Origin of the sequence: Streptomyces griseorubiginosus (assembly GCF_036345115.1) — a bacterium.
Classification (GTDB): Bacteria; Actinomycetota; Actinomycetes; order Streptomycetales; family Streptomycetaceae; genus Streptomyces; species Streptomyces griseorubiginosus_C.
Window position 1 is genome coordinate 5,442,876 of the sequence record NZ_CP107766.1, and the last position, 26,365, is coordinate 5,469,240.

Consider the following 26,365-nt stretch of genomic DNA (forward strand, 5'->3'; position numbering starts at 1 on the left):
GGGGATGCGGTTGGCGCGCATCCCCCAGGGGCTTGGCTGGCGACAGTGAATCGATCACGACAGTTCCTCGTCGAGCACCCACACGAAAGCCACCCCGCCCTTCGGGAACGTCCAACCCTCGTAGGCCACTTCGACGCTCGGGGATGGGTCTGAAGCTTCAAGATGGCGGTACCGCGGCTGTCGCGGGCCGGACAGGTAGTCGATGACGTTCATGCGGCGGATGCCGCAGTCGCCGTACCAGAGTTCTGCCCGGAAGTCCTTGGTGGGCTGGCTCAGGTCGAGGTGGAGTGTGTGGCCGTGCCGTTGGACCAGGACGCGGTAGGTGTAGGAGACGGTCACCTTGTCCCTCGCCTTCGTCTCGTCGTCAAGGGTGCAGGTGAAGACCTGCCCTTCCTTCCGGACGCTGCGTCGGATGCTCTGGGTCTTTCCGTCCACGGCGACCTGGACTAGCTCGAAGACCTCCGCTGAGCGGGCATCGAGTCCGTTCAAGTGAGGGAAGTACCAGGAGATCGTGGAGGTTGGATCGGCTGAAAGTTCCCGGAAGGTGTCGAGGTCTGAGACACAGGAGAAGCGCAGCACCGGGTTCGGCGGTGTAACGCAGGACTCCCATGAGATGGTGGCGACGAACATCGAGCCCTCGCCGGTGGCCGGCCCGTTCTTCCAGGGCGCGAGCGCCACTGAAACGTGTGCATCCTCCTGGCGCTGCCGCGCCCCGATGATCTGTTCCTTCAAGTCTCGGTAGGCATCGGCGGCAAGCTCCTTGTCGCCGAGCTGGATGCCCAAGGTGTTCTCGACGATGCGGTCGAGGGTCGCAGGAGAGGCGACGTTCGTCAGAGACTCGGGGGCGAAGGCGAAGCCGTCCACTACGGCGTCACGGATGGCGGGTGCTTCCTCGACGAGGACTTTTCGGAGTCGTTGGTTGGCACGGGTCTCGGCGTCCGCCTGGTCGATGTACTCGAAGAAGACCGCGATGAGGCCGGTCGTGAAGAGCGCCGAGCCAACTTCCATGATGGGGAGGTTGGTGAGCCAGTTTCCGTCAGCAGCGTCGCCCGCCCAGTGGGCAAGGAGCATGAGAGCAACACCGATCACCGTAACGATGGTCGCGAGCAGGGCAAGCTTAGTCTGGTAAAGACGATCTAACGGGCTCGACATATACAAGATCAATTATACAGAACTTGCAGGTCAGGGCAATGGTGTGTCCAGCAGGAAGCCCCGAGCCGCGTGAGTGAACTCGGGGCTTCCGGATACTGCGGACGCGAGCGTCAGCGCTTCGTGCCTCCGCTACCACCGCCGTTGCCGTTGATGCGCAGCATGATCAACACCTCCTTAGGGTTCGGGAACGGTCACGAGTAGGATAGGACACATAGTCATGGGATGTAGAGAGTTGGGATACATCGTCTCTGGATCTTGAGGCTTGGGACGTATGGGCTAGGGCTTGCCATGGCAAAACAGCCCATCTCAGACGCAGCGGAGACGTTCGGCGCGCGGGTGCGCGCCCGCCGGAACGAGCTCGGCAAGAGCCAGGAGCGCCTCGCTGACGACAGCGGAATGCACTGGACGTTCATCGGGCAGGTGGAGCGCGGCCAGCGCAACGTCAGCTTGCACAACATCCTGAAGATCGCCGAGGCGCTGGGCATGGATGCGGGTGACCTAATGCGAGGGCTCAAGGCGCCGGAAGGCCCCAACGGGCAGCCGGAGTAGCTCCAAAGAAAAAACCCTTCGCTACGAGATCGAAGGGATGTCCCACGCTCTGTCGCACGGGGGACTGTGGCGCCTCTAGCGCGGCTGTTGGGCGACTATTCGAACTGTGACAGTTGAATCGGCTGCTTGTGTTCTGGCGGCGACACTGAACAGCCAACGTCTACGAAGCGCAATCTAGCCGTCGTCGACCTCTGTAATGCGTTTCTATAAGCCGCTGTTAAGCACTGTCTTTGGCGCCAATAGAAAAAAGCCCTTCCTCGCTCCCTAGAGGGTGCGAGGAAGGGCTGCGGTACTACCGGCCACCGTTCACCCTAGTAGGGGCGGACGCTGCACTGATTGGCGGCCATGCCGCAGTGGTTGCCGTTCTTGCAACCCGGGCAGCCGCACCGACAGGCGGCGTTCGCCATCACAGCGAGGACGGACAAGGCGCGACGAATACGCAGACGCATAACGCATCTCCTTAACCAGCGAATATTACCGATATTTATGGTAAATTAAACATATGTTACCCGTCAAGCATAAGCTCATAAATTCCCCCGAAAGTCAAAGAAAAGTAGTACCGCTAACCAAGAAGCGAATTGAAGTCATCGAGAGCAGTTCGCATCTACTTACGGTCGAGAAAGTCAATCTACTTGCATTGCTACTTGGTCATAAGCAGGTTACTGACATAGCCGTCGACGAAAAAGACAAGAGTAGTGCTGCCCAGCTCCTAGAAACGCTCGGCCTACCATCCGCCCTTAACTACTACATTGACCCGGATGGGGTTCGACACGAGTGGCTACAGGTCGCTATTAACAAGCCAACCCTCGACTATGTGTTGGAGCGGAGGGAAGAGTTGACTGTCCTAGAAGCGGGCGTACTCTACGGCTATCCATCGTCTGCATGTCTGGCATACATCGGGTTTCTCGAACAAGCGTGGTTCGATAAGACGCTTGCCGAGTACTTCTTATCCGGCGTCTTCTCCGTGCCCTACGTCAAGACGGAACGCCAGTATTTCGAGCGGGTGTGGGTGGACATTACTGAGGCAAGTCCAGGGGTTGCTACACAAGCAAGAGCAGAGTACCAAGAAGCCATACAAAGTCTCGCCTCTTGAACGGATTACCCCTGCCGCCGCGTGTCTCTTGGCCGCGTCCACCACAACGAGGACGAACAGCCGCACACTGAACCGCCCATCACTTGGCAGGTCGGGTGTGTGGTGATCCAGACGGCCTATGCCCGCCTTCACGAAGGCCGGATGCTACGCGTCCCTGCGAGCCCTCGCCGCGAGAGCAGGAATCGCTTTGATCTTCTCCGCTGTGAGGTCGTTCCAGACGAGACCGCTAGGCCGGCGCCGGTTGCGGCACTCGATCACCTCGTCGGGCGTAATGATCAGGTCCACGCTGAAGTCGTGCTCGGTCTCGGGGATCTCCTCATTGATGACCTGGAGCTGGTGGACAGGGGCGACGATGACCGTCTCGTCCGTCACGAGACCCGCCTCGATCAGGAGCGCCACCTCCAGGTCGGAGTACCCGGCCCCCTTGCCGATGCGCGCGCCGGAGCGGTTGACCGCAACGCTGCCGCAGATCACCATATCGATGGGCCTCATGTCTTCGACGCCGACTCGGCGAGCTACCTGTGCGGCGCCTTTCTTCTCTGCGGCCTGTTCGACAGGTAGTTCAAGCGTCTCGGGGTCCAGCAAGTAGAACGGTTGGAGGCTCGCCATCCTCGGCACGGCCATATAGAGGAGCTTGCCGTCCTGGAGAGCGCGGATTCGGACCGGCAGTTGGGCCCAGTCGGGGTTCGTCTTGATCGTCCGGGCCTGCTTCCACACGTCCAGCTTGGCCAGGCGATTGGCCGTCGCCTCCGCCTCGTAGAACCCGGGGATCTTGCCGTACGAGCCCTCTGGCACTACGCCTTCGCGTTCGAGCAGGCACCACACCTGGTCGCGGACGGCTTCCTTGGCCTGGTCGATGTTGCTCATGCGCCCCTACCGGTCCCGTCAGATCGCCGCCATGAGGGCCAGAAGACGATCGTTGACGTCCTGCACCCACGGCTCGTGCCGCCACTCGCGAAGCTCTCGGCCAGCGGCGAATGCCAGGTTAAGACCACCGCCACCCCGTGTCAGCTCCACGGCGTCGATTGTCCGGTGCATGGTGGCTGCCGCCTCGTCGAGTTTACGTTGGCGGATCAGCGACAGGGTGAGATTCCCCAGCACGATGGCCTGGCTCTTCTGCTTCGCGGCGAGCGCCCTGGCGGTCATACGCAGGATGGGCTCGGCGCGCTCGGGCAGGTTCAGGAAGAGGTAGCACGAGCCCGACAAGCGGCTGAACTCGTTGATCGTGTAGTACTCGGCCGCTACGTCGTCGGCACCGACCCGGGCGAGCTGTGTTTCCGCCTTCGTCAGCGCCCCCTCGCATGACGTGAGGTCGCCGCTCATGGCATAGCCCTCGGCCACGTGGAGCAAGCTCAGCCCGGTAAGAGAAGGACTGGCGGAACGTGCGACCTCTGCCGCCTGCCCCGCGAGCGTCGCGCCCTTGAGGGGGTTCTTCTCGCCGTAGAGCGCCACGAAGCTCTTGCGCAGCGTCGCATACGCCTCAGCGTACGGATCACGTACCTGACGGGCTGCAGTCACCGCCTCATCCAGATAGGCGACCGGTGCGTCGTGGTCACGCCGCTGACTCACGTCCCAGACGAGCTGACCCATGAACGTGGCCGATTCCGCCTCGACCTCGAAGAGGGCTTTGCGGACACGAGGGTTGGTTGCGTTCTCCCGAAGGAACTTCACCTGCCCGTGGACCTGGCCGGCGGGTCCGAGCAGGGCCGTCGAGGGTGCTCTGTCGTACCGCTCGTCGAGTTGGCGAATCCGCTCGTGTAAGTAGGCGACTGCCACCAGGTCGACTGACGAAGGGTGCTCCAGCACGTAGCTCATGCGCTCGCTGGGCTTCACCTGGATGACCGTCACGTCATCAAGCAGGGACTGGAGCTCGTCGAGCGTCACGTTGAGCGCGGCGGCGAGCTTGGGACGTACCCAGGGCTGAGGCTCGCTGTCGGCCTTCTCCCAGCGCACGACCGTCGAGCGTTCAACGCCAAGCCGTTCGGCGAGCTTCTCTTGGCTGTAACCCGCAGATTTGCGACGCTGAGCGAGCCGCACGCGCTTGGCTGCCATCGCACTTCCCTCCCGGGGCTCGGGGGCGTAGCCACCATAGCTACCCTGGGGCCGTTTATGCAGGTCAAAGCCGCCCTTGCCTCATTTTTGCGTCGTTCTTGCCCCTCTTCCGCTCTGGGTTTCCGCAGGTCAAGGGGCTTTTCTGGCCGTTATGCCGGTCCAACGGCGCCTGGCCTCAAGGCCGCCACTGGAACGGCTTCGAAGCGGCGAAAGGGGACTTCATGCGACCTGCAATTTACGGCTACATGCGCGTCGTGAGCAGCGACGAAACAGACGACGAATCCGAGCGCGTGAAGCGAGAGCTGACCGCGTACGCCCAGCGCGAAGGATTCGCGCTCGACCAGGTGTTCACCGAGAACATCAGGTGTTCGGAATCCGCCTTCTCCGTGATGCTCGACTCCTTGAAGCGCCACGACGTAAGGGACGTCATCGTCCCCTCGCTCTGGCACTTCGCTCGGCTGCCCGGCCTCCAGGACGCCATGCGCCAGCACATTGAGCAGGAAACCGGTGCTCGCATCTGGGTAGTTCAGGGGCGGCGCGCGTGATCGACCAAGAACGTCCCCTGATCTACGGGTACATGCGCGTCCAGCGAAGCCAGACTGACGAGGAGCTGCTTGCCCTTGAGCGTGGTCTCCAACTCTTCGCCACCTCCGAGGGCTACCGGTACGCGACGACCTTTCAAGAGTTCGTACCCGGCTGCACGAGAGTGTTCAGGGCGTTGATCGCCGAACTCACCCGTGTCGGTGGCCACCACGTGGTCGTACCGACCATGGACCATCTGGCGCTTCATCCGCTGTTGCAGATTCACCTGCTCATGAAGTTGGAACTGGACGCAGACGCTGAGGTGTTCGAGGTGATCGCCTCGTGACCGAGGGACAAGAGGCGCCGCGGCACTGCAATTGGGTCTACACCAGCAGCTTGCAACTGGCCGCCGTACCGTCGGCTGTCAGTTGCTCGCGCATGCTCGTCCGGCTGACGTTGACGCGGTGGAAGTTGGCCGACTACGTCGAGACGGCTGAACTGGTGATGTCCGAACTCGTCACCAACGCCGTGAGGGCAACGGGGTTGCTCGATCCGGAACCGCAGACGTGGAAGATCAAGGAAGAGCACGTCATCGGGGTGCAACTCCGCGCAATCGGCACGAGCCTCGTGCTGGACGTCTGGGACAGAAGCTCTGACCAACCCGTGGCGAGGAGCTCTGACGATGACGCCGAAGGCGGACGCGGACTGTTGCTCGTCGGGGCGACGTGCAAGCAGTGGGACTTCTTCCGTCCGCACGCCGGAGGGAAAATCGTGTGGGCAGAACTCGAACTGGACAGGACGGCGAAACCGCCGCCACTCAGCACGATGCCGGTACGCATCCCTGGAGCCACCAAACCACCTCGGGGGCCAGTCCACACGATGGCGGAGGAAGCGCTATTGCAACGCTTCCTGGATGCGCTGTACCAATGGGACGAGCCACGGGCCGTTTGAAGGACGTGACTCAACCGTAAGGCCGGCGACCTTTCCTTGATTTGACACGTCGATCCCCGTACTTGAGCACCCCCGTGACTGTCATTGTCGCGGGGGTGCCGTTGTAGTCAAGCTGATCTATAGGCGGCTCAGCGTGGCATTTCCGAAATCGACCCTTTCCGATATGAGTCCGCCAAGGAGAGGCTGCCGTAATATTCACAACTTCATTGAGAAAGTGTTGACTTCAATCAACACATGCTTCATAAATAGAAGTGTTGACCGAAATCAACACAAAAATTACCTCATCGGTGTCCTGCGGCTTCACGAGATGAACCATCCGGGTTCGTCGGCCGCAATTCACCGAGGAGGTGGCTCGCGATGAGCGAGCAACCAACAGGAGGTGGCCAGCTCCGCACGCTGGCTGTCCGAATCACCGAAGATCTGCGGGCGCAACTGGACGTCGTCGCCCAGATCACCGGTCGCAGCACCACTGAAGAGATTCGGGTCGCCCTGGAGCACTGGGTCGAGAAGACCAAGTCTGACCCGGCCATCCTTCAGAAGGCAGCCGCAATCCGTGCCGACATCGAGCGTGAGGCACAGACGCGCCGGAACGCTATTTCGGCAATCTTCGGTGCCGAGGACGCCGCGGAGGAGAAGACTGAAGAATCAACCTCTGCCGGCCGTCCGGCTACTCGTCGAGGCAAGACTTCTGACCAGTAGCACACCGCTTCACCTTTGAGCGTGAGCTCAGGGGAAGCCTGAGGCGGGAGCCCCTAGACACCATTGTTGTCCGGTTGGGTTCCCGCCCATTTTCATGTACGTGGGAAGCCGATTGCGAGTGATGAGCACTGGGATCAAGTGCGCACCAAACGTGGCCCACGGACGATTACGTCCATTGGCGAACAGCTATTCAAGGACTCAGCTCGGATGGTTAGCTTCTTGATTTGACCATGTGGACCAGGGGTCAGGGTTACGTCTACCGGGGGTGCATCCGGGCCCAGAACCCCTTCCTGGAGGCCAAAGGAACCTGGTGTCTGACTGGGGATGCTCCACTTAATAAGTGCCCCCTTACAGGAATGGCCAGACGGAAGCTGTAGTTCTAGATGAGCTGTAAATTTGTAGCCCGCGAGATTTGTGAGGCTGTCAGGAGGTAGCGCCGCAAGAGGGAGTACAGCTTCTTTGTAAGGAAGCTGCTTGGAGAACTTCGAGACAAAACTCGCTTCTTCGCCCGTATATACATTGACCGAGTCTCCTGATTCCGGCTCCAGGGGAGAGAAGCGGATCGCTTTCCCGTAAGAAACATCCACCCCCATTGGGATTGATGTCGGAGGCGAGGAAGTCTCGCTTGTCGCCTTTCCGGAGGAATTATCGCTTGACTCACCCTGATCGAGAACTAAACCCACAGCAATAGCTGCTAATGCCAGGCTTGAGGCCGCAGCTACCAACGACTCGAGCCAATGCTTGCAGATATTTTCCCAAACCCGTCGTGGTGCTCTTGGGGCATGCTTGCTGTCGATCCAAATTCTTGGATTCTGAAGTCTCTTTGTGGCATCCTGCTTCTTTTTAGAAAGATTCTCAGTCTCCACGGGTAGAGTCTCAAGACCATTACCAACAAGCTGTTTAAGTATTTCGCGGTTCTTCTTCCGCTGCTCAGTAGCAGCTGGGTTACTGGCGTCCTCAGTTAGGTACGCACGAACGGCCGACAAGAGCGTGCCAAGAAGCACTGGTTGTTTTCGATCCGGCGCGGCAGTCCTGGCACATTTTCTGCCAACCCATAGCATGGCACGCAGGTAGGCCAGAGGCTGTTTCCTGTTGTCCCGGTTTCTTTGCAGATCCCGCCATGTGGTACTGAACTGAAAACAACGAACATCGCGGACCCTGATAAATGAATTTTCGTCGACTAGCCCAAGGAGTTCTCCAGCAGCGGCAACTAGAAAAGGTTCGGACCTCGCTGCATCTTCCTTCGATATTTCCTTGAGGCTACCTAGTGCGATCCCTCTTTGTTCCCTTGTGACATCCGCCAATAGGCGCTGCAAAACCAAGGCTCGCCCTTCGGGACGAAGTGGGCCGTGGACTCCTAGGAGTTCGGCCACCTCTATAGCGAGTGCGTCACATTCGCGCAGCGTCGCAGCGTCACAACCCATTTTTACGAGACGCGTCAAATCATCCAATGGCGTATGACTGGATGATGCTGATGACCGACTCTCCATGTAGCACACCGGCCTTCACTCGCTCTGGGCTGACGGCGCAGTGAGCATACCTGGACAACTCACATAGCAACGACGGCACCCTCATTCCTCGAACATCTGCCCTTCATTCGAACAAGAAGGATCACTCCTACCCTTCGCGTGCCTGTAATCTTTGTATAGATTTCCCTATTGTGAATTTGATGCAATTGTGTCATGAATAATAAGGGGTTGGCCTTCCTGATCAAGGAGGTCGACATGTCAGCCGAATGGGTAGCGGATACTCCTCTCGTTGACTTTCAGGACTTCGTCATCAGCTCTGAATGCTCTCCTGAGGAAGCAGGCCGTCTACAGGGCAAAGAACCCAACTGTCTCGCCGACTACATCCGCCTATGGGTGGAGCACGGAGACGGTATTCGCTCGTGCCTGGGTGACCACAAGGTATTTCTGATCGCCTTGATCGCAATCATCAATAAGTGGACGCAGGAACCTGAGATCCTCGACTACTCGACTGATCCCGATCCGATTACGCGCGAGAGCGAGTACATCGAGCGACGCCCTGGCAGCATCTTTGGCGAACAGGAGTTGCGTCACATCATCCTTGAGCCGCACTGGTTCGCCACTTTTGCCTTCCGTGAGCTGCATGGCACTTGCGTGAAGCCATAACCAACTAACAACCCGCCACTAGGCCGACCCCTGCCCGCTCCTTCACGGAGCGGGCTTTCGCTGTCTCTGGCACCTGTCACTGTCTTGTCACCAGGTGTCCCCACACCTGTCACCAGGGTTCCTGACCTGCGAATTTTCGTTTTCTTGGTGACAGGCCAGTGATTTTGTTGGTGTCCCTGAGATGACGTGATTTCGTTCTGTTGCGCCCGCTGAGAGGCGCTTAGGGCCGCCCCCATGTGAGGGGTTTATGCAGCCCGTCGACCGCGCCGTAACGGCGAGACGGTGCGCGTACTTCCCGAATCCAAGAAACACGTCAGGAGCCCACCCATGCCTCGAAACAGGTACGCCCCGTGCATTCGCAAGGCCGAGCGCGCACAGACTGCTCGGCAGGAGCAAGAAGTAATCGACATCACGAAGAGGCTAATCCGCGAGATCGCGGAGTCCGCCCCAGCGCCGGCCACGAATACAGAGAAAGCTCGCCGCTCCCTTCGCCTGGCACACAAGCGAAAGCACAAGGCGGTCGGCGTCTCCGCTACCCCGAAGTAATAGCTGACCGGATAGGTGGGGGCTGCGCGTCCCTCCCTATCCGGCCTCATCAGCTCAGCCAGGAATTCTCAACACCAGAAGGAGACGGCTCTTGCGTATCAGTAAAGACACCACGTCCGAGACCGCCGCTCGTATCGTCGCCCCGGCACCTCGCCGCGTCTGCCGAACTCTCGTCGGAATGTGTGCGCTCGCGCTCGCGACGACGATAACGGCCTGCTCTGTCGGCTCGTCCCCGCACGGCGAACTCGCCCAGGACAAGCAGACGCTCGCCTCTTGCGACACCTCCGCACCTCCTGCCTCGGACATCCAGATCGATGGCACGGGGTCGAGCAACACGAAGACCATCACCGAGGAGCGGATGACGGCCATCGAGCAGATCGTCCGCACAACCGCCATTTGCTCCGGCCGCGTGCGGGTGTCCGTCTTCTCCGGCTCAAGCGCGGCCACGGCGACGCTCTTCGATGGGCCGCTCCCGCTGCACGGCGCCACCGACAACGCCAAGCTCAAGCGGGTCGGGGCAGTAGTCGACGACGCAATGACCGAGATCCGCGACGCATACAGCCCCGCGGTCGTCGGCCTCAAAGGCAAAGGCAGCGACATCACCGCCCAGTACCGGCTGGCTGGTGAGTGGAGCAACCAAGTCGGCGAGGGTTTCCGCCTGCACCTCGTCCTACTCACAGACGGCTTCCAGAACGTCGGCATCGATCTCGGCAAGCAAGCCATCAGCAAGCGGGAGGCGGCGGAGTTGGCGAACAAGACGGACGTTCCGAAGCTCCCCGGTGCTTCCGTCACCGTCGCGGGTCTTGGGCGAGTATCTGGTTCCCCGCCGCGTTCGGATGTCGTCGAGGGCCTGGTCAGCTTCTACAACGCCCTATGTAAGAAGACCGGCGCCGCGAAGTGCGTCTCCGTCACCGACTACGCCTCCGAGGGTCGGTGACCGCCGTGAAGCCGTTCCGCGACACGACCGCGCCTCAGGACGCATGGACGCAGGAAGCCGACGCTGTTTCGCTGCCCCGCTTGGACGAGGTCGGCGGTCACGTCCGCCCGTCCGGTGTCGGCGTGACCTATGCCGAGCAGGAGTACCACGCACTGGCCGACGAGCAGGAACTGACTTGGCCGGCCGAGGGTGAGCGCGCAGCCCGGCCGTTCCAGGAGCGGGCACGCGGCCTTGAGCGCGTGGCCGCGGGGACGGAGTTCCTGCTGTCGGAGCAGGAGCAGGAGGTCCGCCAAGCACGTGCCGACTACCAGCACGCCGCGTGGGTCCTGACCCCATACACACGGCGCGAGCCCGGAGCGAAGCTGCGCTACTGGATCTGTTGGCCAGTGCTTTGGTTCGGTGACACTGCAGGCGTCTGGTCGGCGGCGGTGGTAAGCGGCGACGTTCCTTCTATCGCGTTTGGACAATCGCTCGCCTCCGGCCTGGCAGCCGCCTGCGCCGGACTGGTCGGGGCGGAACTGAAGTACATCCGTATGGCCAAGATCCGGCAGCGCGATCCCGAGTCGCTGACCGACGACGAGGCGCGGTACGTGCGTCTTTTCTCGGGCGCCGACAATGGCGGCGGCATCGTGAAGCTCATCGGCCTTTTCTCCCTCGTCGTGGTGGCGCTGCTCGTCGTCGGCATCTTCTGCCTGCGGGCCAGCATCGAGGGCAGCGCCTCCGGGATAACGTTCGGGCTGCTCGCCGCAGCCACAGCGATCGGATCGGGCCTGCTCGGCTACTCGGCTGCCGACGAGGTGGCAGACCTGCTCGCGGCAACGGCCAAGCGGGTCCAGAAAGCGGAACGGCGATACCTCAAGCTGGCGAAGTCGTCGGCGATCAGGGGCAGGACGCAGGCCGAGGCAGCAGAGCGCTCCATTCGGGACGAGTACCAGCTGCGCGGCCAGGCCGCCGGCAAGCGGGTGGAGTCACTGTCCTGGAGGGTGCAACGCCGGAATCCACAGGTACTCGGACACGGCTTTCCGAACCGTGAGCAGGGCGGAGTTATCGGGAGGCGTACGCGTCGAGGTGGCGACGCGTGAACCGCATCGGCTCGCTGCGTCCAAGCGCACTCCTTGGCAGCCGCCTACTTGGATCCCCGACGCCGGGCACGCCGGCCAGGCGAGCCCGTACGGACTACCGGCTCGGCAGTCCTGGCCGTCCGGCCACCGTGCCGACGCTGCTCATCGCCGACTTCGACAACTCCGGCTCGGTCACCAGTCCAGCCGGAACCGACCCCCTATCGAACCGGTTTGCTGAAGTGGCGCACGCCTTCTCGGTGGTCGCTCGCCGTGGTGCACGCCACGAGCTGGGGGCTGTGCTGCACTTCGACGCCCCGTCGAGCGGTGAAGTCCGCCCCACGCAGATCACCAGGCGTCGGTTCGTGAGGTTGCGCGCTGGTCTCCACGTCCCGCCGGACGGTGCCGGTACGAGCGAGCTGGGCCCCAGCCTCCGCCGAGCGACCGAGATCGCGGATGCCTTCCCGGACCACGCGGCCACGCTCGTCGTGCTGTCGGACTTCTGGCTGCTGGATCCCGACCCGTCCAGCACACTTCGTGAGTTGGCGGAATTCCCCGGCGATGTTCACGCCGTGGTCCTCGGCAACCGCCTGGGCTCACGAGCGCTCGACGATCACATCGCGGTGACGCATATCGAGCGGGACGATCCGCCCGGCGCGGTTGCACGGGCATTGTTCTCAAGCCTGGTCGCCAGACGCCCCGGCAGTTACGTCCACGCGCCGATGTGACGTGCTCTCTGGCTGGGGTCGTCGCCGATTCCACAACGCATTTCCCGTAACCCGAGCGTCGGCTAGGAACCGAGAAATATCCGCTCTACGGGGCCGAATCTTCGGGCGGACATTCGACCGATCCAACGATTTCCCAACTCGCAGTCCAGCTTCATAACTAGGAGCAGATTCCGGTACGTCGCACACTCGACGATCGCCGGAGACGGAAAGGAGAAAACGACGTGACGAACATCATCAACGAATCCACCGGGTCAAATGTCCCGCGTCGGTTCCGCACCATCCTGGCCGACCCTCCGTGGGACATTCAGCAGAAGGGCGGACGAGGCGCGGAGCGCCACTACCCCCTCATGACCCTGGAGCGCATCAAGGCCATGCCCGTCGCCGAGCTGGCCGAGGACGATGCCCATCTCTGGCTGTGGGTCACCAACGCTACGCTCCGCGAGGGCTACGACGTCGCCGAAAGCTGGAGCTTCACCGTCCGGTCGCCGCTCACGTGGATCAAGTTCCGGCTCGGGCTCGGCGTCTACCTGCGCAACGCGACCGAGCACCTGCTCTTCGCCACCCGTGGCAAGGCACCGGTCCAGTTCCGTGCACAGCCGACGTGGATCACCGCTCCGGTGCAAGACCACTCGCACAAGCCCGAGGAGCAGTACCCGCTCATCGAGCGCCTGTCACCCGGCCCGTACCTGGAGCTGTTCGCCAGGCGTCGGCCCCCGAGCAACTCGCCGTGGTTCGTGTGGGGGAACCAGATCGACGCCGACGTGTCGCTTCCCGGCTACCCGGTGCCGAGCGACCGTCACCACGACGAGCGGGACGTATGAGCGGCGAGAAGAAAGGCGAATCCCCAATGGGAAATCCGTTCGCGTGGGCCCTGCGTGCCAGTCTGCTGTGTCTTGGCGTAGCCATCGCTATCAATCTCGCTGTCGCATTCCTGCGCCCTGTGTTGCCCTGGATCGTCGCCGCTGTCGCACTGGGATCATGCGCGTGGATCGCAGTCGCCATCGTGCGGTGGAGACGCTCAAGGTGGTAGCAACCGCCGTACGGAGGTCGCGCGTTGTGGAATCGACAAACGCCATTGACGTGTTGACCAAGATCAACGATAACTGGATATGCGGAGTGTTGATTTCAGTCAACACCCGGAAGGAAAGGAGGTGACCTTATGACTTCAAAACGAAGGGGGAACAACAAGGAACGCAGAGGGCGCGAGGAACGCCGCTTTACGGTCCGTGGCATTCGCCGCGACCCACCCGATATTCGCAAGCTCTCGAAGGCGCTGCTCGGCCTGGCGATGGCAATGGCCGAGGCCGAACTCGAGGCGCAGGCCCAACAAGCTGCTCGTCAGCCTGAGGCGAAGGCCGCCTCTTCCGACACGGAGGTGAGGCAGAGGTGAGCTGGACGCGTAGCCACACCGAGCTGGTGTTCTCCGGCCTTCACTTGCCCCGTCCGCTGGACCCCGCAACCGTCGCCGGATTCCTGACCCGTCTGGCCTCCGACCGCGATGCACCACGCGTCGTCCTCGAAGTCCGGGCCGACCCCGGCGGCATCCGACACCTGCTCGGCTGCCACGCCACCGACGTCCAGGCGCTCCGCCGGATGCTCGGTGACCTGATCCCCGGCAGCCTGCTCACCACACTGGGCGCTAGCACAACTGAACCTCGTCCACGCGTCGAAGAAGCCGGGCGGTTGCATCTCCGCCCCACCGGACTGCCGCTGCGGAGCGACACACACGAGGCCACCACTCGGGCGTTGCTCTCCAGTCTCGCCACGCCACTCCGGCAGGGTGAACAGATCGTCGTGCAGGTGCTGTTCGGACCACGCCGCGCTCCGCGGGCCATCCCATCGAAAGCTCCGGATCCCAGCACCACCCTGCTCCAGCTTCTTACTCAAGGCGAGCGTCCGGCCAGTACCGAGACGCGGGCGCGGCTCAAGGAACGAGCGTCGCAGGCCGGGTTCGCGACCACCATCCGGCTCGGAGCGTCGAGCCAGGATTCCGGCCGGCGCCGCCGATTTATCGGGAGTCTGCTCAGCGCGATCTCTACCGCCCAGAGCCCGGGGCTTCACATCGACCTGGTACGCGAACACCCCAAGCACCTCAACGAGGTGCGTTCCCCGTGGCATTGGCCGCTGACGCTCGGTGTGTCCGAACTCGTCGGGCTGCTTGGCTTCCCGCTGGGTGATGGAGATTTTCCGGGCCTCCCGCCCGCGCATCCGAGGCTTCTGCGCGCTGAAGCCAGCGTCCACACCGGCCCGCGAGTCTTCGCGAAGAGCGCCGTACCAGGTGATGACCGACTGCTCGGCATCGGGCCGAAAGACCAGACATACCATGCTATTGCGTACGGACCGAGTGGCTCCGGCAAGACCACGGCGCTTCTGAATTTGATCTGTGCTGACATCGAGGCTGGACGCCCGGTCGCGGTGCTTGACCCCAAGCGCCAGCTCATCGACGACATCCTCGCGCGTATTCCAGAGCACCGCGTAAACGATGTCGTCGAGCTGAACGCCAGCGACGAAACTCCGGTGGGGTTCAATCCACTGGACGTTACCGGCCGTGACCCCGATGTAGTGGTCGACGGCGTCCTGGCGGTCTTCGAGGCCGTCTTTGCTGACGGATGGGGGCCGCGCTCGGCGGACATCTTCTCGGCCAGTCTCCGCACCCTGGCCAGGGCCAGCACGCCGAGCAGGCCAGCCACGTTGGTCGATCTGCCCCGCCTGCTCACCGATCCCAGGTTCCGTCGCCAGCAGGTCGGACGGGTAGGCGGCGACGTCGGCCTCGCTGGATTTTGGTCCTGGTACGAGTCACAGTCTCCGCAGGCCCAAGCTGCGGCAATCGCGCCGCCGCTCAACAAGCTGCGGCAGTTCCTCCTCCGCCCGGCCCTGATCCACATGCTCGACCAACGCACCGGCAAGTTCCGTCTACGCGACATCTTCCGCGAGAACAAGATCGTGCTCGTCCCCCTGAACGAGGGACTCATCGGGCCGGGGACAGCGTCGCTGCTCGGCAGTCTCATCATCGCCGACCTGTGGCAAGCCACCCAGGAGCGTGCCGACGAGCCAGGGGCTGACAAGCGTCCCGGTGCCATATACGTCGACGAGGCGCCACGCTTTCTCAACCTTCCCCTGTCGCTCGCCGATGCCCTGGCCGTATCGCGGTCACTATCGGTCGGCTGGTTCCTGGCCGCTCAGTTCCGCAGCCAGTTCCCACCCGCGCTGCGCACAGCAGTGGACATGAATGCCCGATCCAAGATCGCGTTCGCCACCGAGTACGAGGACGCGCGGGACATGGCCAAGCTGACCCGGTCGCTCACCGCCGAGGACTTCCAGGCACTTCCACGCTTCCATGCCTACGCCAACCTCGTCGCCGATGGCCTCCCGTCCGGCTGGGCGCTGGTGGAGACGTTGCCGCCTCCGCCGGTTACCACCGACCCCGAGGTCGTACGGGTGACAGCTCGGGCCAACTACGCCCCGGATCCGATCACACCCACGACGGACACGAACACGGCTGACAGCGACAAGCCACAGGCACCTGAAGCGAGTGCCTCGGCCACGGCCGTCGACCAGATTGGTCGGAAACGGAGGCACCGATGATGCCTCTCTTCGCCCCTGTCTTCGCCCGACTGTTCGCGACCCTGCCATCCGGCCATTTCCGCAGTTCATCCGGCCTATACCCCACCTTGCAGGATGGGACTGACCCCCTACTCGGGGGTCACGGCGGCGAGCTTGGCGGCTGCCATCTGCTTCGACTTCGGACGGGAGGTGTCCTATGAGTCCGAACGATGTCGCCAGCCTGCTGCTGCGTCTCTCCGAACGCGACCTGGCCGTCCTGGAATCGCTACGCGCCCACCGGCTCCTCGGCACCGCGCAGATCCGCCGTCTGCACTTCGCCGAGGGCCACGCCACCGTCACGGCGGCTTCGGGAGCGACTATGCGTGTCCTCGTCCGGCTCGAATCGCACGGCTTGGTGGCGCGACTTACTCGGCGCATCGGCGGTGTGCGCAGTGGCTCTTCGGGGATCGTGTGGCAACTCGCTTCTACCGGCGAGCGGCTGCTGCGCACCGTGCATGGCGAGAAGAAGCGTCGGCGCTACGTCGAGCCGTCCCTGGCGTTTACGGCGCACACGCTGGCCGTCGCCGAACTTGCCGTCCAACTCCACGAGTACGCCGGCCAAGGGGCTATCGAGCTGCTCAGCGTCGAGACCGAGCCCTCGTGCTGGCGCTCGTTCGTCAACCCACACGGCACGCTCGAATGGCTCAAGCCTGACCTGTACGCCGTCACCGCCAGTGGTGACTACGAGGACCACTGGTTCATTGAGGCCGACCGTGCCACCGAGCACCCCACAGTCGTCGTCCGTAAGGCCAAGACCTACCAGCGCTACGCGGCCACAGGCGCCCACCAGGCCCGACACGGCCTGTTTCCCGCCGTTACCTGGGTAGTCCCGGACGTGGCCCGACGTGGGGCCCTGGAGGCCGCCCTGTCGGCCGAAACGGGGGTACAGCCGGAGCTCTTCCGCGTTGTCACCGTCGACGAGTTCGGGAAGCTCGTCACAGGCGACCACCCGGACGCACCGGCTGATGTCACTGGTCCGCCATGAGCCGGGCTTTAGGGAAAAGCCAAAGGCAGGCAAGACCTCAGCGTATTTTCAAGAAAGTGTCGCATTGTAGAGAAAGCGTCAAGCTTCCCCGGACCCCAGAAAGTAATACCAGAATTACGTTGCGGAATTGTCAACAACTGCTGATTTTGGGCAACGGGCGAGGTAAAATGGGGAAATAGATAAAGGAGATGTCGAGATGGTGAAACGCGACGCAGCATTGCAATTTGGTGAGTACCTACAGCGTTTACGTCGGGAGCGAAAGCTCGGCGTTCGTGAGCTCGCCAGGAAAGCTAGCCTCGATGCTGGGGGGCTCACTCGACTTGAGCACGGGAAGACCTTGCCCCAGCCAGACACTCTCAAAGCCTTAGGTGTGGCGCTCGAAGTTCCGTTTGCAGACCTGTTCACGATGGCTGGATATGTTATCCCATCCGACCTACCCAGCATGAGCACCTACCTGCGCACGCGCTACGGCTTGCCTGAGGACACTATCGCCTCGGTTGACGAATACATCCAACGGCTCATCGATGAACACGGCCTCGATACTAACGGTCCAGCTCCATTCGAAGACGAGTCGCAGAATCTGTCAAAGAAATAAGCATCGGATGGGGAGAGGAGGATCACTATGAATACCGCAAAAGACGCCATCCCCAATACCAGTCCCGGAGCGCTCGCTGCGCTACGTGACCTCGGCCGTGAACCAGCCAGCTCCGTAGAAGCCATGCGCGACATCGCTGCCCAGCAGGCCGGGCTGCTCCGGGAGCTTCTGCCTGGCCCTGCGCGCCAAGCTTCTACACACCTCATTAGCATCATCCCGGGCATCGTCGTGGAGTCGGTTGCTGGCCTACCCGTTTCCGGAATTACCTACTGGGCGAATCGCCGCTGGCACATCCATGTGCGTGAAGATGACTCGGTCGACGATCGGGCGTTTACGGTGCTCCATCAACTGAAACATATTATCGACCATCCGATCCGCCGAGCGACAACTGCTTTTAGCGGCGCAGACTGGGATGCCCTGGCCAAGTACTTTGCTTGTGTCGCGCTGACCTGTGAGCCGGTATTGGTATCGACGTAAATAGAAAGGAGGAATGCCTGTGAATGGAAATATCAACGCCAACAACGATGAGAGCGACTCCGACCGCTGTGTGCAGGTAATCGAAGAAATGGGAGGTGCGCGATGACCGTACCTGGCGCCATGAAGACAGGGATCTCGTACCTGCGAGTCTCGACGAAAGAACAGGCCGAGAAGGGTGGACAAGTCGAGGGGTTCTCCATCCCTGCACAGCGTGAAGCTAACCGTCGCAAGGCAGAAAGCTTCGGTGCCGTGATCGTCGCTGAGTTCATCGACGCGGGGGAATCGGCGAAGTCGGCAGACCGGCCCGACCTCCAGAGGATGTTGCGCTACCTGGCAGACAATCCTGTCGATTACGTGTTCGTCCACAAGGTGGATCGCTTGGCGAGGAACCGCGTGGACGACGTCGAGATCACCCTGGCCATCAAGAAGGCCGGCGCGACTCTGGTCTCCGCGACGGAAAACATCGACGAGACCCCCTCCGGGATGCTGCTCCACGGCATCATGTCGTCCATCGCCGAGTTCTACTCCCGCAACCTCGCCACCGAGGTACACAAGGGGATGAGCCAGAAGGCCAAGACCGGCGGCACCCCGGGCAAGGCACCACTCGGCTACCTGAACGTCGTACTGCGCACACCCGAAGGGCGCGAGGAGCGCACGGTAGAGGTGGACCCCGAGCGCGCTGAGCTGATCAGCTGGGCATTCGAAGCCTTCGCGAGCGGCACGTGGACGCTGCGGTCGCTGGCCGACGAGTTGGAAACCAGGGGGCTCACCACGAAGCGGACCCCCAAGATGCCGTCGCGCCCGATCCGGCCCAACGTCCTGCACAACATCCTGACCAATCCCTACTACAAGGGTGAGGTCGTGTACCGGGGCGTCATCTACCCCGGCCGCCACACGCCGCTCACAGACCTGGTCACCTGGCAGAAAGTTCAAGATGTCCTCGCCGCCAACCTCGTCGGTGAGCGACAGCGCGATCACCCGCACTACCTCAAGTCCAGTGTCTTCTGCGGTGACTGCGGCAGCCGCCTGATCATCACCAACGCCAAGAACCGCCACGGCGTGGTCTACCCGTACTTCGTCTGTCTGGGACGGCACCAAAAGACCACCAGTTGCACCCGCAAGGCACTGCTCATCACCAAGATCGAGAAGATGGTCGAGGACCACTGGAGCAGTGTCCGGCTCGCCCCTGAACTCCGCGAGGCCATCGAGGAGGGACTCCGAAGCGAACTTGCCGCCCACCGCAAGGAAGCCGAAGACGAGCACAAGCAGCTCGTGGCCGAGAAAGCGAAGCTCACCGCGCAGCGTCAGAAGCTTCTCGAAGCGATCTACAGCGGTGCGGTGCCGATGGACCTCATCGCCAGCGAGCAGCAGCGCATCACCGACCAGCTCACGGCCATCGAGGTAAGGCTCGGCGCGGCGACGGCCACCTTCGACGCTATCGAGACCAACCTCACACGCGCACTCGACCTTGCCCGCGACTGTCACGCTGCCTACCTGGCAGCTGATCCTCAGCTACGCAGGCTGTTCAACCAGGCGTTCTTCACGCACCTCATGATCGACGAGGACGGCGTCCACAGCGAGTACGCCGAACCGTTCGACACGCTGCTTGACGGAGACGTCCTGGAGGCAGGGCACACCGCGCTGGTCGATCGCGCAAGAGGGCAGGCCAGACTGCGCGAAGCCCTGGAACGGCCCGCATCGTCCGCCAACAAGAAGACCCCCAGCTCACTGGCTGGGGGTCTCTCTGTTCACCTTCCGACCCCCGTTCGGGGTGTCGAAGGTTCGAATAAAACTACTTTGGTGCCCCCGGCAGGATTCGAACCTGCGACACCCGCTTTAGGAGAGCGGTGCTCTATCCCCTGAGCTACGAAGGCGGGGGCTTGTAGAAAACCTTGTCGAAAATCCAGGGCGTGGATCTTCGGCAAGGAGAACAAGCCCGCTGGTCAGACGTGGTGCGAAGCTCTCTGCAGTGCGGCTTGAGCAGACAGCATGGCGTACCAACGACCGACCAGGGACAGCCTAGCGGATGTGTGCCAGTGGGCGTCGTCCGTATCGGAGGGGTGAGCGGCATGGTCTGTAAGAGCGCATCTGACTTGCTGTTTCCTCAGCTTCGGCGGATGGTCGGGAACGCCGAGGGGGACATGGTCCGAGGGCGATAGGACCGTTCTGCTCTCTGTGTCGGGTTGCCCTGGGCGTTGGGCGCCGACTCGCGTTGTCTGGAACATCGACGGCGGGCCGCCGTTTCGAACCCCTTTCAGACCGGGACGGCCGTTTCGGCGGCGGACCACAGGCCTCGCTCGGCGATGAGCCTCCGGTATTTCATGATCTTGCGGGGTTCGTTGAGGGTCGCGGCGCCGACGAGTCGGTCACCGCGTCGGTAGAGGGCGACGAGGTGATCCGAGGCTTCGTCCGGTCTGCCGCCGACGACTACGCTCACGTCATCGGCGTCGGCGGTGCCCACGAACTGGATCCGCTGGCCGTACCAGTCGCTCCAGAAGTAGGGCACGGTCTCGTAGGGCCGACGCCGGTCGGGCCGTACCGCGTTCTCGGCGGCGTGTGCGGCCTGCGACGCGGCGTTCGTCCAGTTCTCCAGGCGCATGGTGTCGTCGCCCTCGAACACTCCGTTGGGCCAGTGCGCGACGTCTCCTGCGGCGTAGACGCCGGGGATGGACGACTCCAGGTACTCGTCGCAGACGACGCCTCCGTCGCGGGGGTCGAGGGCGATGCCGGAAGTCTTCAGCCACTGCGTCGCCGGAGTGGCGCCCACGCCGACGACCACGGCGTCGGCCCGCAGGACCTCGCCGGTCGACAGACGGACGCCGCTCACGTGTCCGTCCCCGATCAGTTCCTCGACCGTCGTGCCGCAGAGCAGGCGGGTGCCGTGCCGTTCGTGCAGGGTGGAGAGCACGCGGCCGACCACCTCGCCCACCGCGCGGACGAGCGGTACGGCGGCTGCCTCCACGATCGTGACCCGGGCACCGCCCGCTCGCGCCGAAGAGGCGATCTCCGCTCCGATGAAGCCGGCCCCGACGACCACCACGTCAGCCGCCCCCCGGAGCGAGGCTCGGAGGGCTGTCGCGTCGTCCAGGGTGCGAAGGGTCCACACGCCGTCCAACGCCGGCAGGTGGGCCAGCGTCCTGGCGTGCGCGCCGGTGGCAACGAGCAGCCTGTCGTACGGCACAGACCCGGCATCAGTGATCACGGTGCGGGCCTGTGGCTCCAGCGCGCGGGCGGTGACTCCCAGGCGCAGGTCGACCGAGAGGTCCCTGCGCATGATGTCCTCGCCGAGGTAGTAGGTGGCCTCCGCGTCGCCGGTGAGGAACGCCTTCGACAACGGCGGCCGGTCGTACGGCAGATGCGGCTCGGCTCCGATGAGAGTGATCGCGCCGCCGTATCCCGCCCGGCGAGCGGCCTCGACGGCGCGCAGGCCGGCGAGCGACGCTCCGACGACCACCAAGCCCGGCTCGTCGCCTGTGCCGGCAACGCCCGGCGTCAAGGCACCTGAGGTCACTGTTCCACCAGGGTCAGAGCGAGCGCGGGGCAGGCGCGGACGGCCTCGGTGACGTCCTCGGCGGTGCTCTCGTCGGTCGTCTCGCGGTGCAGGACGAGGCGGCCGTCGTCTCCGACTTCGAAGAAGTCGGGGGCGACCGACTCGCAGATACCGATGCCGGTGCAGCGCCCGCGGTCGACGTGGATCTTCATGGCTGTCCTCTCTGTATGGCTGTGTGGCTCTGCGGTTCCCTGGCTCCGCTGGTGCGCGGGCGCAACTCGCGGGCAGGGCTCAGCGGGTGCTTGCGCGCAGGTGGGTGACGCCGTTGATGAACTCGCTGCGCATCAGTGCGGGCTCACCTGTGATCCGAAGGTCGGGGAGCTTGGTGAGGATCTGCCGGAACAGCGCGCGAAGCTGGGCCTTGGCCACGCCGTTGCCGAGGCAGAAATGCACACCACCGCCGCCGAACCCGACGTGCGAGCTGCGGGGGCGGGTCAGGTCGAACTTGTGCGGGTCGGGGAACACCGACTCGTCGCGGTTGCCGGAGCAGTAGAAGATCACGACCTTGTCCCCGGCCGTGATCTTCTGACCGGCCAGTTCGGTGTCCCGCGTGGCGGTGCGGGCGAACTCGACGACCGGCGACGCGTGCCGGACGAACTCCTCGATCGACGCCATGATGCGGCCGTCGAAGTCCTCGGCCAGCCAGGCCCGTTGATCTGGGTTCCGGTCCAGGCTGTACGCCGTCCATGAGGTGGTCTGCTTCGTCGTGTCGTTGCCCGCGACGCTGAGCAGCACCATCAGCGACTGGATGTCGTCCTCGCTCAACGGCCGACCGTCGATCCGCGCGGTGGCCAGGGCTGTCGCGATGTCGTCGGCAGGGTGCTTCCGGCGGTGCTCGACGAGATCGACACCGATCTGCCGGAGCACGGTCATCTGCTGGAACATGTACTCGAGCAGGTTGGCGCCCTCGGGAGGACCGCCGCCCATGGCCGTGATGAGGTCGTCGCCGGCGCGCGCGAACTCCTCGGTCAGGCTCTCTGGCACACCCACCATGTCCGCGACCGTCAGCATGGGCAGCTTCGCCGCCACGCGTTCCACGAAGTCGAAATCCCCAGCGCCCGCCACCGCGCCGACGATCTTCTCGGCCCGTTCCTCGATCTGCGCCGTCAGTCGCTTCACGGCCTTCGGTGTGAACGCGGCGCTCATGATCTGCCGGTAGCGGGTGTGCTCCGGCGGGTCCATCTCCAGGAAGCTGGGCGGCATGGGCAACGCCGGGTCGCGTGGGCGGAATTCGACACCGCCGACGGCCGAGCTGAAGATGTCCTGGTTCTGGCTGACGTAGCGGATCTCCTCGGCGCGTGTCACCGCCCAGAAGCCCTTCTCACCGTGTACATCGGCCGGAAGGGCCGGGTTCTCGAGCGGCGGATGCCAGCTGACGGGGGCGTTGGCCCGCAGCCAGGCGAAGGTCTTGTCCCGCTCGGCGAATGGCTGGTCCCAGAAGACCGTGCTCGAGATGTCCTGGTCCGTTGTGAAGGGGTGTTCGGTGGCGAACGGCATTGTCATCTTTGACAGCTCCGAATTCCGGCGACAACTTGCTCTTGATCTTGCTGTGGGTGCTGTGATGCGGGAAACAGGGTCGGGATGCCACTCCTCAGCGGCTCCTTGGCGTCGATCCGCTCACCGGAGAAGGGCAGCAGCTTCCGCCTGGCTCAGACCGACGATCCGTCAGAGCGGGAGAAGTGGGGGTGAGACCGAACTTGATCTGGAGGTATCCGAACACGATCCCGCCACTTTAGTAAATATTCACTAAGTAGGGAAGGCGGGTGTCCCGATGTGGATGGCTTGTTGGGGGAACCTGCTGCGCAGCCACCTATTGGCCGGCCGTCACAGCTCCTCGACGGTCCGGTCCCAGAGCGGCCGTGGAGATCGACCGGGCGATCCTCCAGGCACTGTTCGACCGGTCACCGATCCCGATCACCGTGGTGGACGGCCGGCAGCGGCACCGGTGGGGTTACGCCGCGGCAGCGCACATGACCAGCCTCCCCGCCGGGCGGCCCCTTCTCGCACGGGCCGCAGCACTTTCTCGACGGTCCGGAAGTCGATACCCGGTGTGAGACACAAGCGAGCCGGTCGGATCGCGGACTGAATCGACGGGTTCAGGGGATGAGAACCGGCTTGATCGTCCTACCTGACAACGAGTCGGCCTCCGCGGCGTTGATCTCCGCGAGCGGGTAGGTGCGGACGAGACGGTCGAACGGGAACCGGCCTTCCTGCCAGAAACGGATCAGCTGCGGGAGGAACACCCTGGGAACCGCGCCACCCTCCAGGACGAAGGTGACCTTACGGCCCGCGAGCTGCGGCGGCGGCACCGACAGCAGTCCGGTGCCCACACCGACCAGCACCGCGGTGCCACGCCGCGCGAGGACCGCGACGGCGTCGGTGATGACCTTGCCGACGGCGGTCGTCTCCAGGCTGAAGTCCATGCCCGGGCCGGCGTCGATGACCTGCTCGACAACGCCTTCCCCGCCTCCCAGCACTGTGCGGGTGGCTCCCAGCTCCTTCGCCAGGTCGAGCCGGGACTCGTTCAGGTCCACCACGACGATGTCGCTCGCCCCGGCGAGCTTCGCCGCCATCACGGCGGCCAGTCCGACGGCGCCCGCCCCGAAGACGGCGAGGGACTGGCCCGGTGCGAGCCGCATCTCGTTGAGTACGGCACCCGCGCCGGTCTGGATGCCGCAGCCCAGTGGGCCGAGCAGTTCCAGGGGGAGATCCTTGTCGACGACCACGACGTCGCGCTCGGCGGCGATGGCATGCTCGGCGAAGGACGACTGGCCGAACCACCGGTTGGGGACCGGCCGACCCTGCGCGTCGGTGGCGCCCGTGCTGCCATCGGGGTAGCGACCGGAGACGTTGAGGGCGTCGAAATTCTCGCAGTACGCGGGAGCCCCCTTGAGACACTCTCGGCAGGCACCGCAGGACGCGAAGCTCAGCAGCACATGGTCACCGGGGTGTACGGCGATCACCGCGGAGCCGACGGCCACCACGACCCCGCTGCCCTCGTGGCCGAGCACCATGGGCGTGAGCAACGCCCCGAGGGCGGGGTCACGCGCCATCATGTCGGTGTGGCACATTCCGGTCCCGGCGATCTTCACCAGCACCTCGTCAGGGCGGAGGCCGGCGAGGGTGATCTCCTCGATGACGTGCTCTTTGTCAGCGGAGCGCAGCACAGCTGCTCGGGTCGTTGTCATGTCGGTGAGCCTTTCGAGCAGAGGTGCGGGTGGCGAAACGCGAGATCGAGGCGGTCGATGTGGCAGCTCGGGGCCTTGTGTGGTCGGGCGGCGTCGACGTGGGTGAGTCCGTTCACATCGCGGATGAGGCTGTTCGCGACCGGTCGGCGGCCGGGGCGGGAGTGCGCTCGGCAAGTGCCTGCCGCCGCGGCTCCCTCGGTCGCCCCGGCGAGGCGCAGGTATGCGGCCGCCTCAGGACGAGCTGGTCGCGCTGACCAGGGAGGTCGTGCGGCCTCTTCCTACCCCGGAAGGCGAAGGCTCGTAAGCGCGCAGCATCTCGGTGAGTACGCCACACATCGCCTCGCGGGGCTCGTTGGCCGCGTACCGCCCAGTCCTGGGTGGGCGATGTCGCTGCCGTCCCCGGCCGCCGTCCGGTCGATCTTCGTGCCGCCCCGGCCTGCGGTGGCCGGGTGCTCATCTTCCGCGAACTCCGTCGTTCACTCCCTCCCAGACAAGTTCCCGGTCGGGAATTTGTCTGGGAGCAAGCTAAGCTCGCCAGTACGGCCGGTCAAGCCCCCGGGCAGAGGAGAGCGGAAGTCGTGGTTGCCACAGAACGGACACAGTCCGCCGGGGGGCGGCGTCCCGTCGGCCGCAGGGCCGGGCTCGATCTGCGGCGCATCATCGACGCGGCCCGCGCCCTCGACACGGAGACGCTGACCGTGCAGGCCGTCGCCGACAAACTCGGCGTCGACCGCAAGGCCGTAAGGCACCACGCCACCGACCGTGAAACCCTCCTGAAGCTGATGGCTCTGGACGCGTTCTCTGAGAACTCCTCGGACATCGACATCCCGGCCGGCTGCTCATGGCGGGAAGCTTGCCGCCTCTACGCCCTGGGCTTCGCGGACAACGTGATCGCCACGGACGCGCTCGCCGAACACCTGCGCCTCGACCACGCGCTCCTCGCGAAACTCGGCGCGCCGACCGAGGCCGTCGCGAAGAAGCTGACGGAGGCGGGCTTCGACGACGAGTCCGCCCTGCGGGTGCTGGCCCTGCTGTCCAACGTCTGCATGGCGTACGCGCAGGACGTCGTCTTCGTGTCACGCAGCGGCGAGCGTCCCCGGCGACTCATGGCACGCGAGGCGCTCAGCGGGCATGAGCGGGAGTTCGAGAACTTCGCGCGGATGGTCGACCTGTCCATCGACACGTACGACCGGAAGCAGCTCGAGATGAGCGTCGAGATCTTGCTGCACGGCATCGAAGCGGTCCTGCTGCGCGGACGGGACACCCACGTCCCGGCGCGCGACTGACGTCGGGTCCGGCCGAAGAACCACAAGCGCGCTCCTGGCCCGCCCTCAAGGTCAGCGCACCGGCGAGACATCACGGGGCGCCGAAAAGTCGCCCTCAGGCCGCCGTGCGGACACGGTCGGCCACCCGCGAGTCCTCCCGATCACCGGACAGTCATGTCCGTTCTGTGATGTTCACGGCTTTTTGCATCTCAAGCCCTCGCGGGGGTTGACGCGGCACAACCTCGAGCTTAACTTGCTGGCAACTTGAGTTCCCGGGCGGGAA

24 protein-coding genes, 1 tRNA gene and 1 pseudogene are annotated in these 26,365 nt (G+C 63.7%); 17 read left to right on the plus strand and 9 right to left on the minus strand.

The features are described 5' to 3' along the window. Nucleotides 1–54: 54 nt before the first annotated feature. Nucleotides 55–1,089: a hypothetical protein gene (locus tag OHN19_RS24650; protein WP_330266270.1), complete on the minus strand. Its 1,035-nt coding sequence runs from the start codon at nt 1,087–1,089 to the stop codon at nt 55–57. A 351-nt stretch (nt 1,090–1,440) separates the two neighbouring features. Between OHN19_RS24650 and OHN19_RS24655 the strand changes: the two genes are divergently transcribed. After that, nucleotides 1,441–1,701, plus strand: coding sequence for a helix-turn-helix transcriptional regulator (locus OHN19_RS24655; RefSeq protein WP_330266271.1), 261 nt, complete (start codon nt 1,441–1,443; stop codon nt 1,699–1,701). 502 nt (nt 1,702–2,203) lie between these two features. Beyond that, nucleotides 2,204–2,794 (plus strand): hypothetical protein, encoded by a 591-nt coding sequence (locus OHN19_RS24660; RefSeq protein ID WP_330266272.1) that lies wholly within the window; start codon nt 2,204–2,206, stop codon nt 2,792–2,794. 144 nt (nt 2,795–2,938) lie between these two features. Here the strand turns inward: OHN19_RS24660 and OHN19_RS24665 are convergent, their stop codons facing one another. Then, a complete protein-coding gene (locus OHN19_RS24665; RefSeq protein ID WP_330266273.1) occupies nt 2,939–3,661 on the minus strand; it encodes a 5-formyltetrahydrofolate cyclo-ligase in 723 nt (240 codons plus the stop codon). Nucleotides 3,662–3,679: 18 nt separating this feature from the next. Then, nucleotides 3,680–4,846, minus strand: a complete 1,167-nt coding sequence (locus OHN19_RS24670) for a helix-turn-helix transcriptional regulator (RefSeq protein WP_330266274.1) — start codon at nt 4,844–4,846, stop codon at nt 3,680–3,682. A gap of 221 nt (nt 4,847–5,067) precedes the next feature. Here OHN19_RS24670 and OHN19_RS24675 point away from each other — a divergent pair, with 221 nt between their 5' ends. The 4 genes from OHN19_RS24675 to OHN19_RS24690 all read left to right on the plus strand — a co-directional run bounded on the left by OHN19_RS24675 (nt 5,068) and on the right by OHN19_RS24690 (nt 7,018). Beyond that, nucleotides 5,068–5,391 (plus strand): recombinase family protein, encoded by a 324-nt coding sequence (locus OHN19_RS24675; RefSeq protein WP_330266275.1) that lies wholly within the window; start codon nt 5,068–5,070, stop codon nt 5,389–5,391. Further along, entirely contained in the window at nt 5,388–5,714 is a 327-nt protein-coding gene (locus tag OHN19_RS24680; protein WP_330266276.1) for a hypothetical protein, read from the plus strand. The genes OHN19_RS24675 and OHN19_RS24680 overlap by 4 nt, the downstream gene beginning before the upstream one ends. Further along, the gene (locus OHN19_RS24685; protein WP_330266277.1) at nt 5,711–6,319 is read left to right on the plus strand and encodes an ATP-binding protein; all 609 of its coding nucleotides are present in this window, start codon (nt 5,711–5,713) and stop codon (nt 6,317–6,319) included. The genes OHN19_RS24680 and OHN19_RS24685 overlap by 4 nt, the downstream gene beginning before the upstream one ends. Before the next feature lie 357 nt (nt 6,320–6,676). Continuing rightward, the gene (locus OHN19_RS24690) at nt 6,677–7,018 is read left to right on the plus strand and encodes a hypothetical protein (protein ID WP_330266278.1); all 342 of its coding nucleotides are present in this window, start codon (nt 6,677–6,679) and stop codon (nt 7,016–7,018) included. A gap of 134 nt (nt 7,019–7,152) precedes the next feature. On the opposite strand, the gene OHN19_RS24695 is transcribed toward OHN19_RS24690, so the two are convergent. After that, nucleotides 7,153–8,469, minus strand: coding sequence for a hypothetical protein (locus OHN19_RS24695; RefSeq protein WP_330266279.1), 1,317 nt, complete (start codon nt 8,467–8,469; stop codon nt 7,153–7,155). A gap of 246 nt (nt 8,470–8,715) precedes the next feature. On the opposite strand from OHN19_RS24695, the gene OHN19_RS24700 reads away from it, so the two are divergent. The 10 genes and pseudogenes from OHN19_RS24700 to OHN19_RS43950 form a co-directional block, all read left to right on the plus strand. After that, nucleotides 8,716–9,150, plus strand: a complete 435-nt coding sequence (locus OHN19_RS24700; RefSeq protein WP_330266280.1) for a hypothetical protein — start codon at nt 8,716–8,718, stop codon at nt 9,148–9,150. A 637-nt stretch (nt 9,151–9,787) separates the two neighbouring features. After that, on the plus strand, nt 9,788–10,633 hold the full coding sequence (locus tag OHN19_RS24705; RefSeq protein ID WP_330266281.1) for a hypothetical protein: 846 nt from the start codon (nt 9,788–9,790) through the stop codon (nt 10,631–10,633). Then, nucleotides 10,630–11,715 carry a hypothetical protein gene (locus tag OHN19_RS24710; protein ID WP_330266282.1) on the plus strand — a complete coding sequence of 362 codons (1,086 nt, stop codon included), beginning with the start codon at nt 10,630–10,632 and terminating at the stop codon, nt 11,713–11,715. The genes OHN19_RS24705 and OHN19_RS24710 overlap by 4 nt, the downstream gene beginning before the upstream one ends. Next, on the plus strand, nt 11,712–12,419 hold the full coding sequence (locus OHN19_RS24715) for a hypothetical protein (RefSeq protein WP_330266283.1): 708 nt from the start codon (nt 11,712–11,714) through the stop codon (nt 12,417–12,419). Before OHN19_RS24710 ends, OHN19_RS24715 begins: the two co-directional genes overlap by 4 nt. A gap of 221 nt (nt 12,420–12,640) precedes the next feature. Then, on the plus strand, nt 12,641–13,240 hold the full coding sequence (locus OHN19_RS24720; RefSeq protein ID WP_330266284.1) for an MT-A70 family methyltransferase: 600 nt from the start codon (nt 12,641–12,643) through the stop codon (nt 13,238–13,240). 338 nt (nt 13,241–13,578) lie between these two features. Further along, nucleotides 13,579–13,809: a hypothetical protein gene (locus OHN19_RS24725; RefSeq protein ID WP_330266285.1), complete on the plus strand. Its 231-nt coding sequence runs from the start codon at nt 13,579–13,581 to the stop codon at nt 13,807–13,809. Beyond that, nucleotides 13,806–16,004, plus strand: a complete 2,199-nt coding sequence (locus OHN19_RS24730) for a type IV secretory system conjugative DNA transfer family protein (protein WP_330266286.1) — start codon at nt 13,806–13,808, stop codon at nt 16,002–16,004. The genes OHN19_RS24725 and OHN19_RS24730 overlap by 4 nt, the downstream gene beginning before the upstream one ends. Nucleotides 16,005–16,179: 175 nt before the next feature. After that, nucleotides 16,180–17,007, plus strand: a complete 828-nt coding sequence (locus OHN19_RS24735) for a replication-relaxation family protein (RefSeq protein WP_330266287.1) — start codon at nt 16,180–16,182, stop codon at nt 17,005–17,007. A gap of 196 nt (nt 17,008–17,203) precedes the next feature. Then, the gene (locus tag OHN19_RS24740) at nt 17,204–17,602 is read left to right on the plus strand and encodes a helix-turn-helix transcriptional regulator (protein ID WP_330266288.1); all 399 of its coding nucleotides are present in this window, start codon (nt 17,204–17,206) and stop codon (nt 17,600–17,602) included. A gap of 597 nt (nt 17,603–18,199) precedes the next feature. Then, a pseudogene (locus tag OHN19_RS43950) lies at nt 18,200–19,186 on the plus strand (recombinase family protein); the annotation flags it as partial. Between the two features lie 691 nt (nt 19,187–19,877). On the opposite strand, the gene OHN19_RS24750 reads toward OHN19_RS43950, so the two are convergent. The 5 genes from OHN19_RS24750 to OHN19_RS24770 all read right to left on the minus strand — a co-directional run bounded on the left by OHN19_RS24750 (nt 19,878) and on the right by OHN19_RS24770 (nt 24,817). Next, nucleotides 19,878–19,953: transfer RNA gene (locus OHN19_RS24750), tRNA-Arg, on the minus strand. Nucleotides 19,954–20,333: 380 nt separating this feature from the next. Next, nucleotides 20,334–21,533 (minus strand): NAD(P)/FAD-dependent oxidoreductase, encoded by a 1,200-nt coding sequence (locus OHN19_RS24755; RefSeq protein WP_330269699.1) that lies wholly within the window; start codon nt 21,531–21,533, stop codon nt 20,334–20,336. Nucleotides 21,534–21,586: 53 nt separating this feature from the next. Then, entirely contained in the window at nt 21,587–21,781 is a 195-nt protein-coding gene (locus OHN19_RS24760; protein WP_330266290.1) for a ferredoxin, read from the minus strand. A gap of 79 nt (nt 21,782–21,860) precedes the next feature. Beyond that, entirely contained in the window at nt 21,861–23,132 is a 1,272-nt protein-coding gene (locus OHN19_RS24765; RefSeq protein ID WP_330266291.1) for a cytochrome P450, read from the minus strand. Nucleotides 23,133–23,725: 593 nt separating this feature from the next. Beyond that, complete coding sequence (locus tag OHN19_RS24770; protein WP_330266292.1) at nt 23,726–24,817, minus strand: NAD(P)-dependent alcohol dehydrogenase; 1,092 nt, start codon at nt 24,815–24,817, stop codon at nt 23,726–23,728. Nucleotides 24,818–25,395: 578 nt separating this feature from the next. Here OHN19_RS24770 and OHN19_RS24775 point away from each other — a divergent pair. Continuing rightward, nucleotides 25,396–26,103: a hypothetical protein gene (locus OHN19_RS24775; RefSeq protein ID WP_330266293.1), complete on the plus strand. Its 708-nt coding sequence runs from the start codon at nt 25,396–25,398 to the stop codon at nt 26,101–26,103. Nucleotides 26,104–26,365 lie beyond the last annotated feature (262 nt).

Bases quoted from the DNA above. Each gene is read 5' to 3' on its own strand.
- OHN19_RS24655 (WP_330266271.1), top strand. From the start codon at position 1,441: ATGGCAAAACAGCCCATCTCAGACGCAGCGGAGACGTTCGGCGCGCGG.
- OHN19_RS24660 (WP_330266272.1), top strand. From the start codon at position 2,204: ATGTTACCCGTCAAGCATAAGCTCATAAATTCCCCCGAAAGTCAAAGA.
- OHN19_RS24665 (WP_330266273.1), bottom strand. From the start codon at position 3,661: ATGAGCAACATCGACCAGGCCAAGGAAGCCGTCCGCGACCAGGTGTGG.
- OHN19_RS24670 (WP_330266274.1), bottom strand. From the start codon at position 4,846: ATGGCAGCCAAGCGCGTGCGGCTCGCTCAGCGTCGCAAATCTGCGGGT.
- OHN19_RS24675 (WP_330266275.1), top strand. From the start codon at position 5,068: ATGCGACCTGCAATTTACGGCTACATGCGCGTCGTGAGCAGCGACGAA.
- OHN19_RS24690 (WP_330266278.1), top strand. From the start codon at position 6,677: ATGAGCGAGCAACCAACAGGAGGTGGCCAGCTCCGCACGCTGGCTGTC.
- OHN19_RS24725 (WP_330266285.1), top strand. From the start codon at position 13,579: ATGACTTCAAAACGAAGGGGGAACAACAAGGAACGCAGAGGGCGCGAG.
- OHN19_RS24735 (WP_330266287.1), top strand. From the start codon at position 16,180: ATGAGTCCGAACGATGTCGCCAGCCTGCTGCTGCGTCTCTCCGAACGC.
- OHN19_RS24740 (WP_330266288.1), top strand. From the start codon at position 17,204: ATGGTGAAACGCGACGCAGCATTGCAATTTGGTGAGTACCTACAGCGT.
- OHN19_RS24760 (WP_330266290.1), bottom strand. From the start codon at position 21,781: ATGAAGATCCACGTCGACCGCGGGCGCTGCACCGGCATCGGTATCTGC.
- OHN19_RS24765 (WP_330266291.1), bottom strand. From the start codon at position 23,132: ATGACAATGCCGTTCGCCACCGAACACCCCTTCACAACGGACCAGGAC.
- OHN19_RS24770 (WP_330266292.1), bottom strand. From the start codon at position 24,817: ATGACAACGACCCGAGCAGCTGTGCTGCGCTCCGCTGACAAAGAGCAC.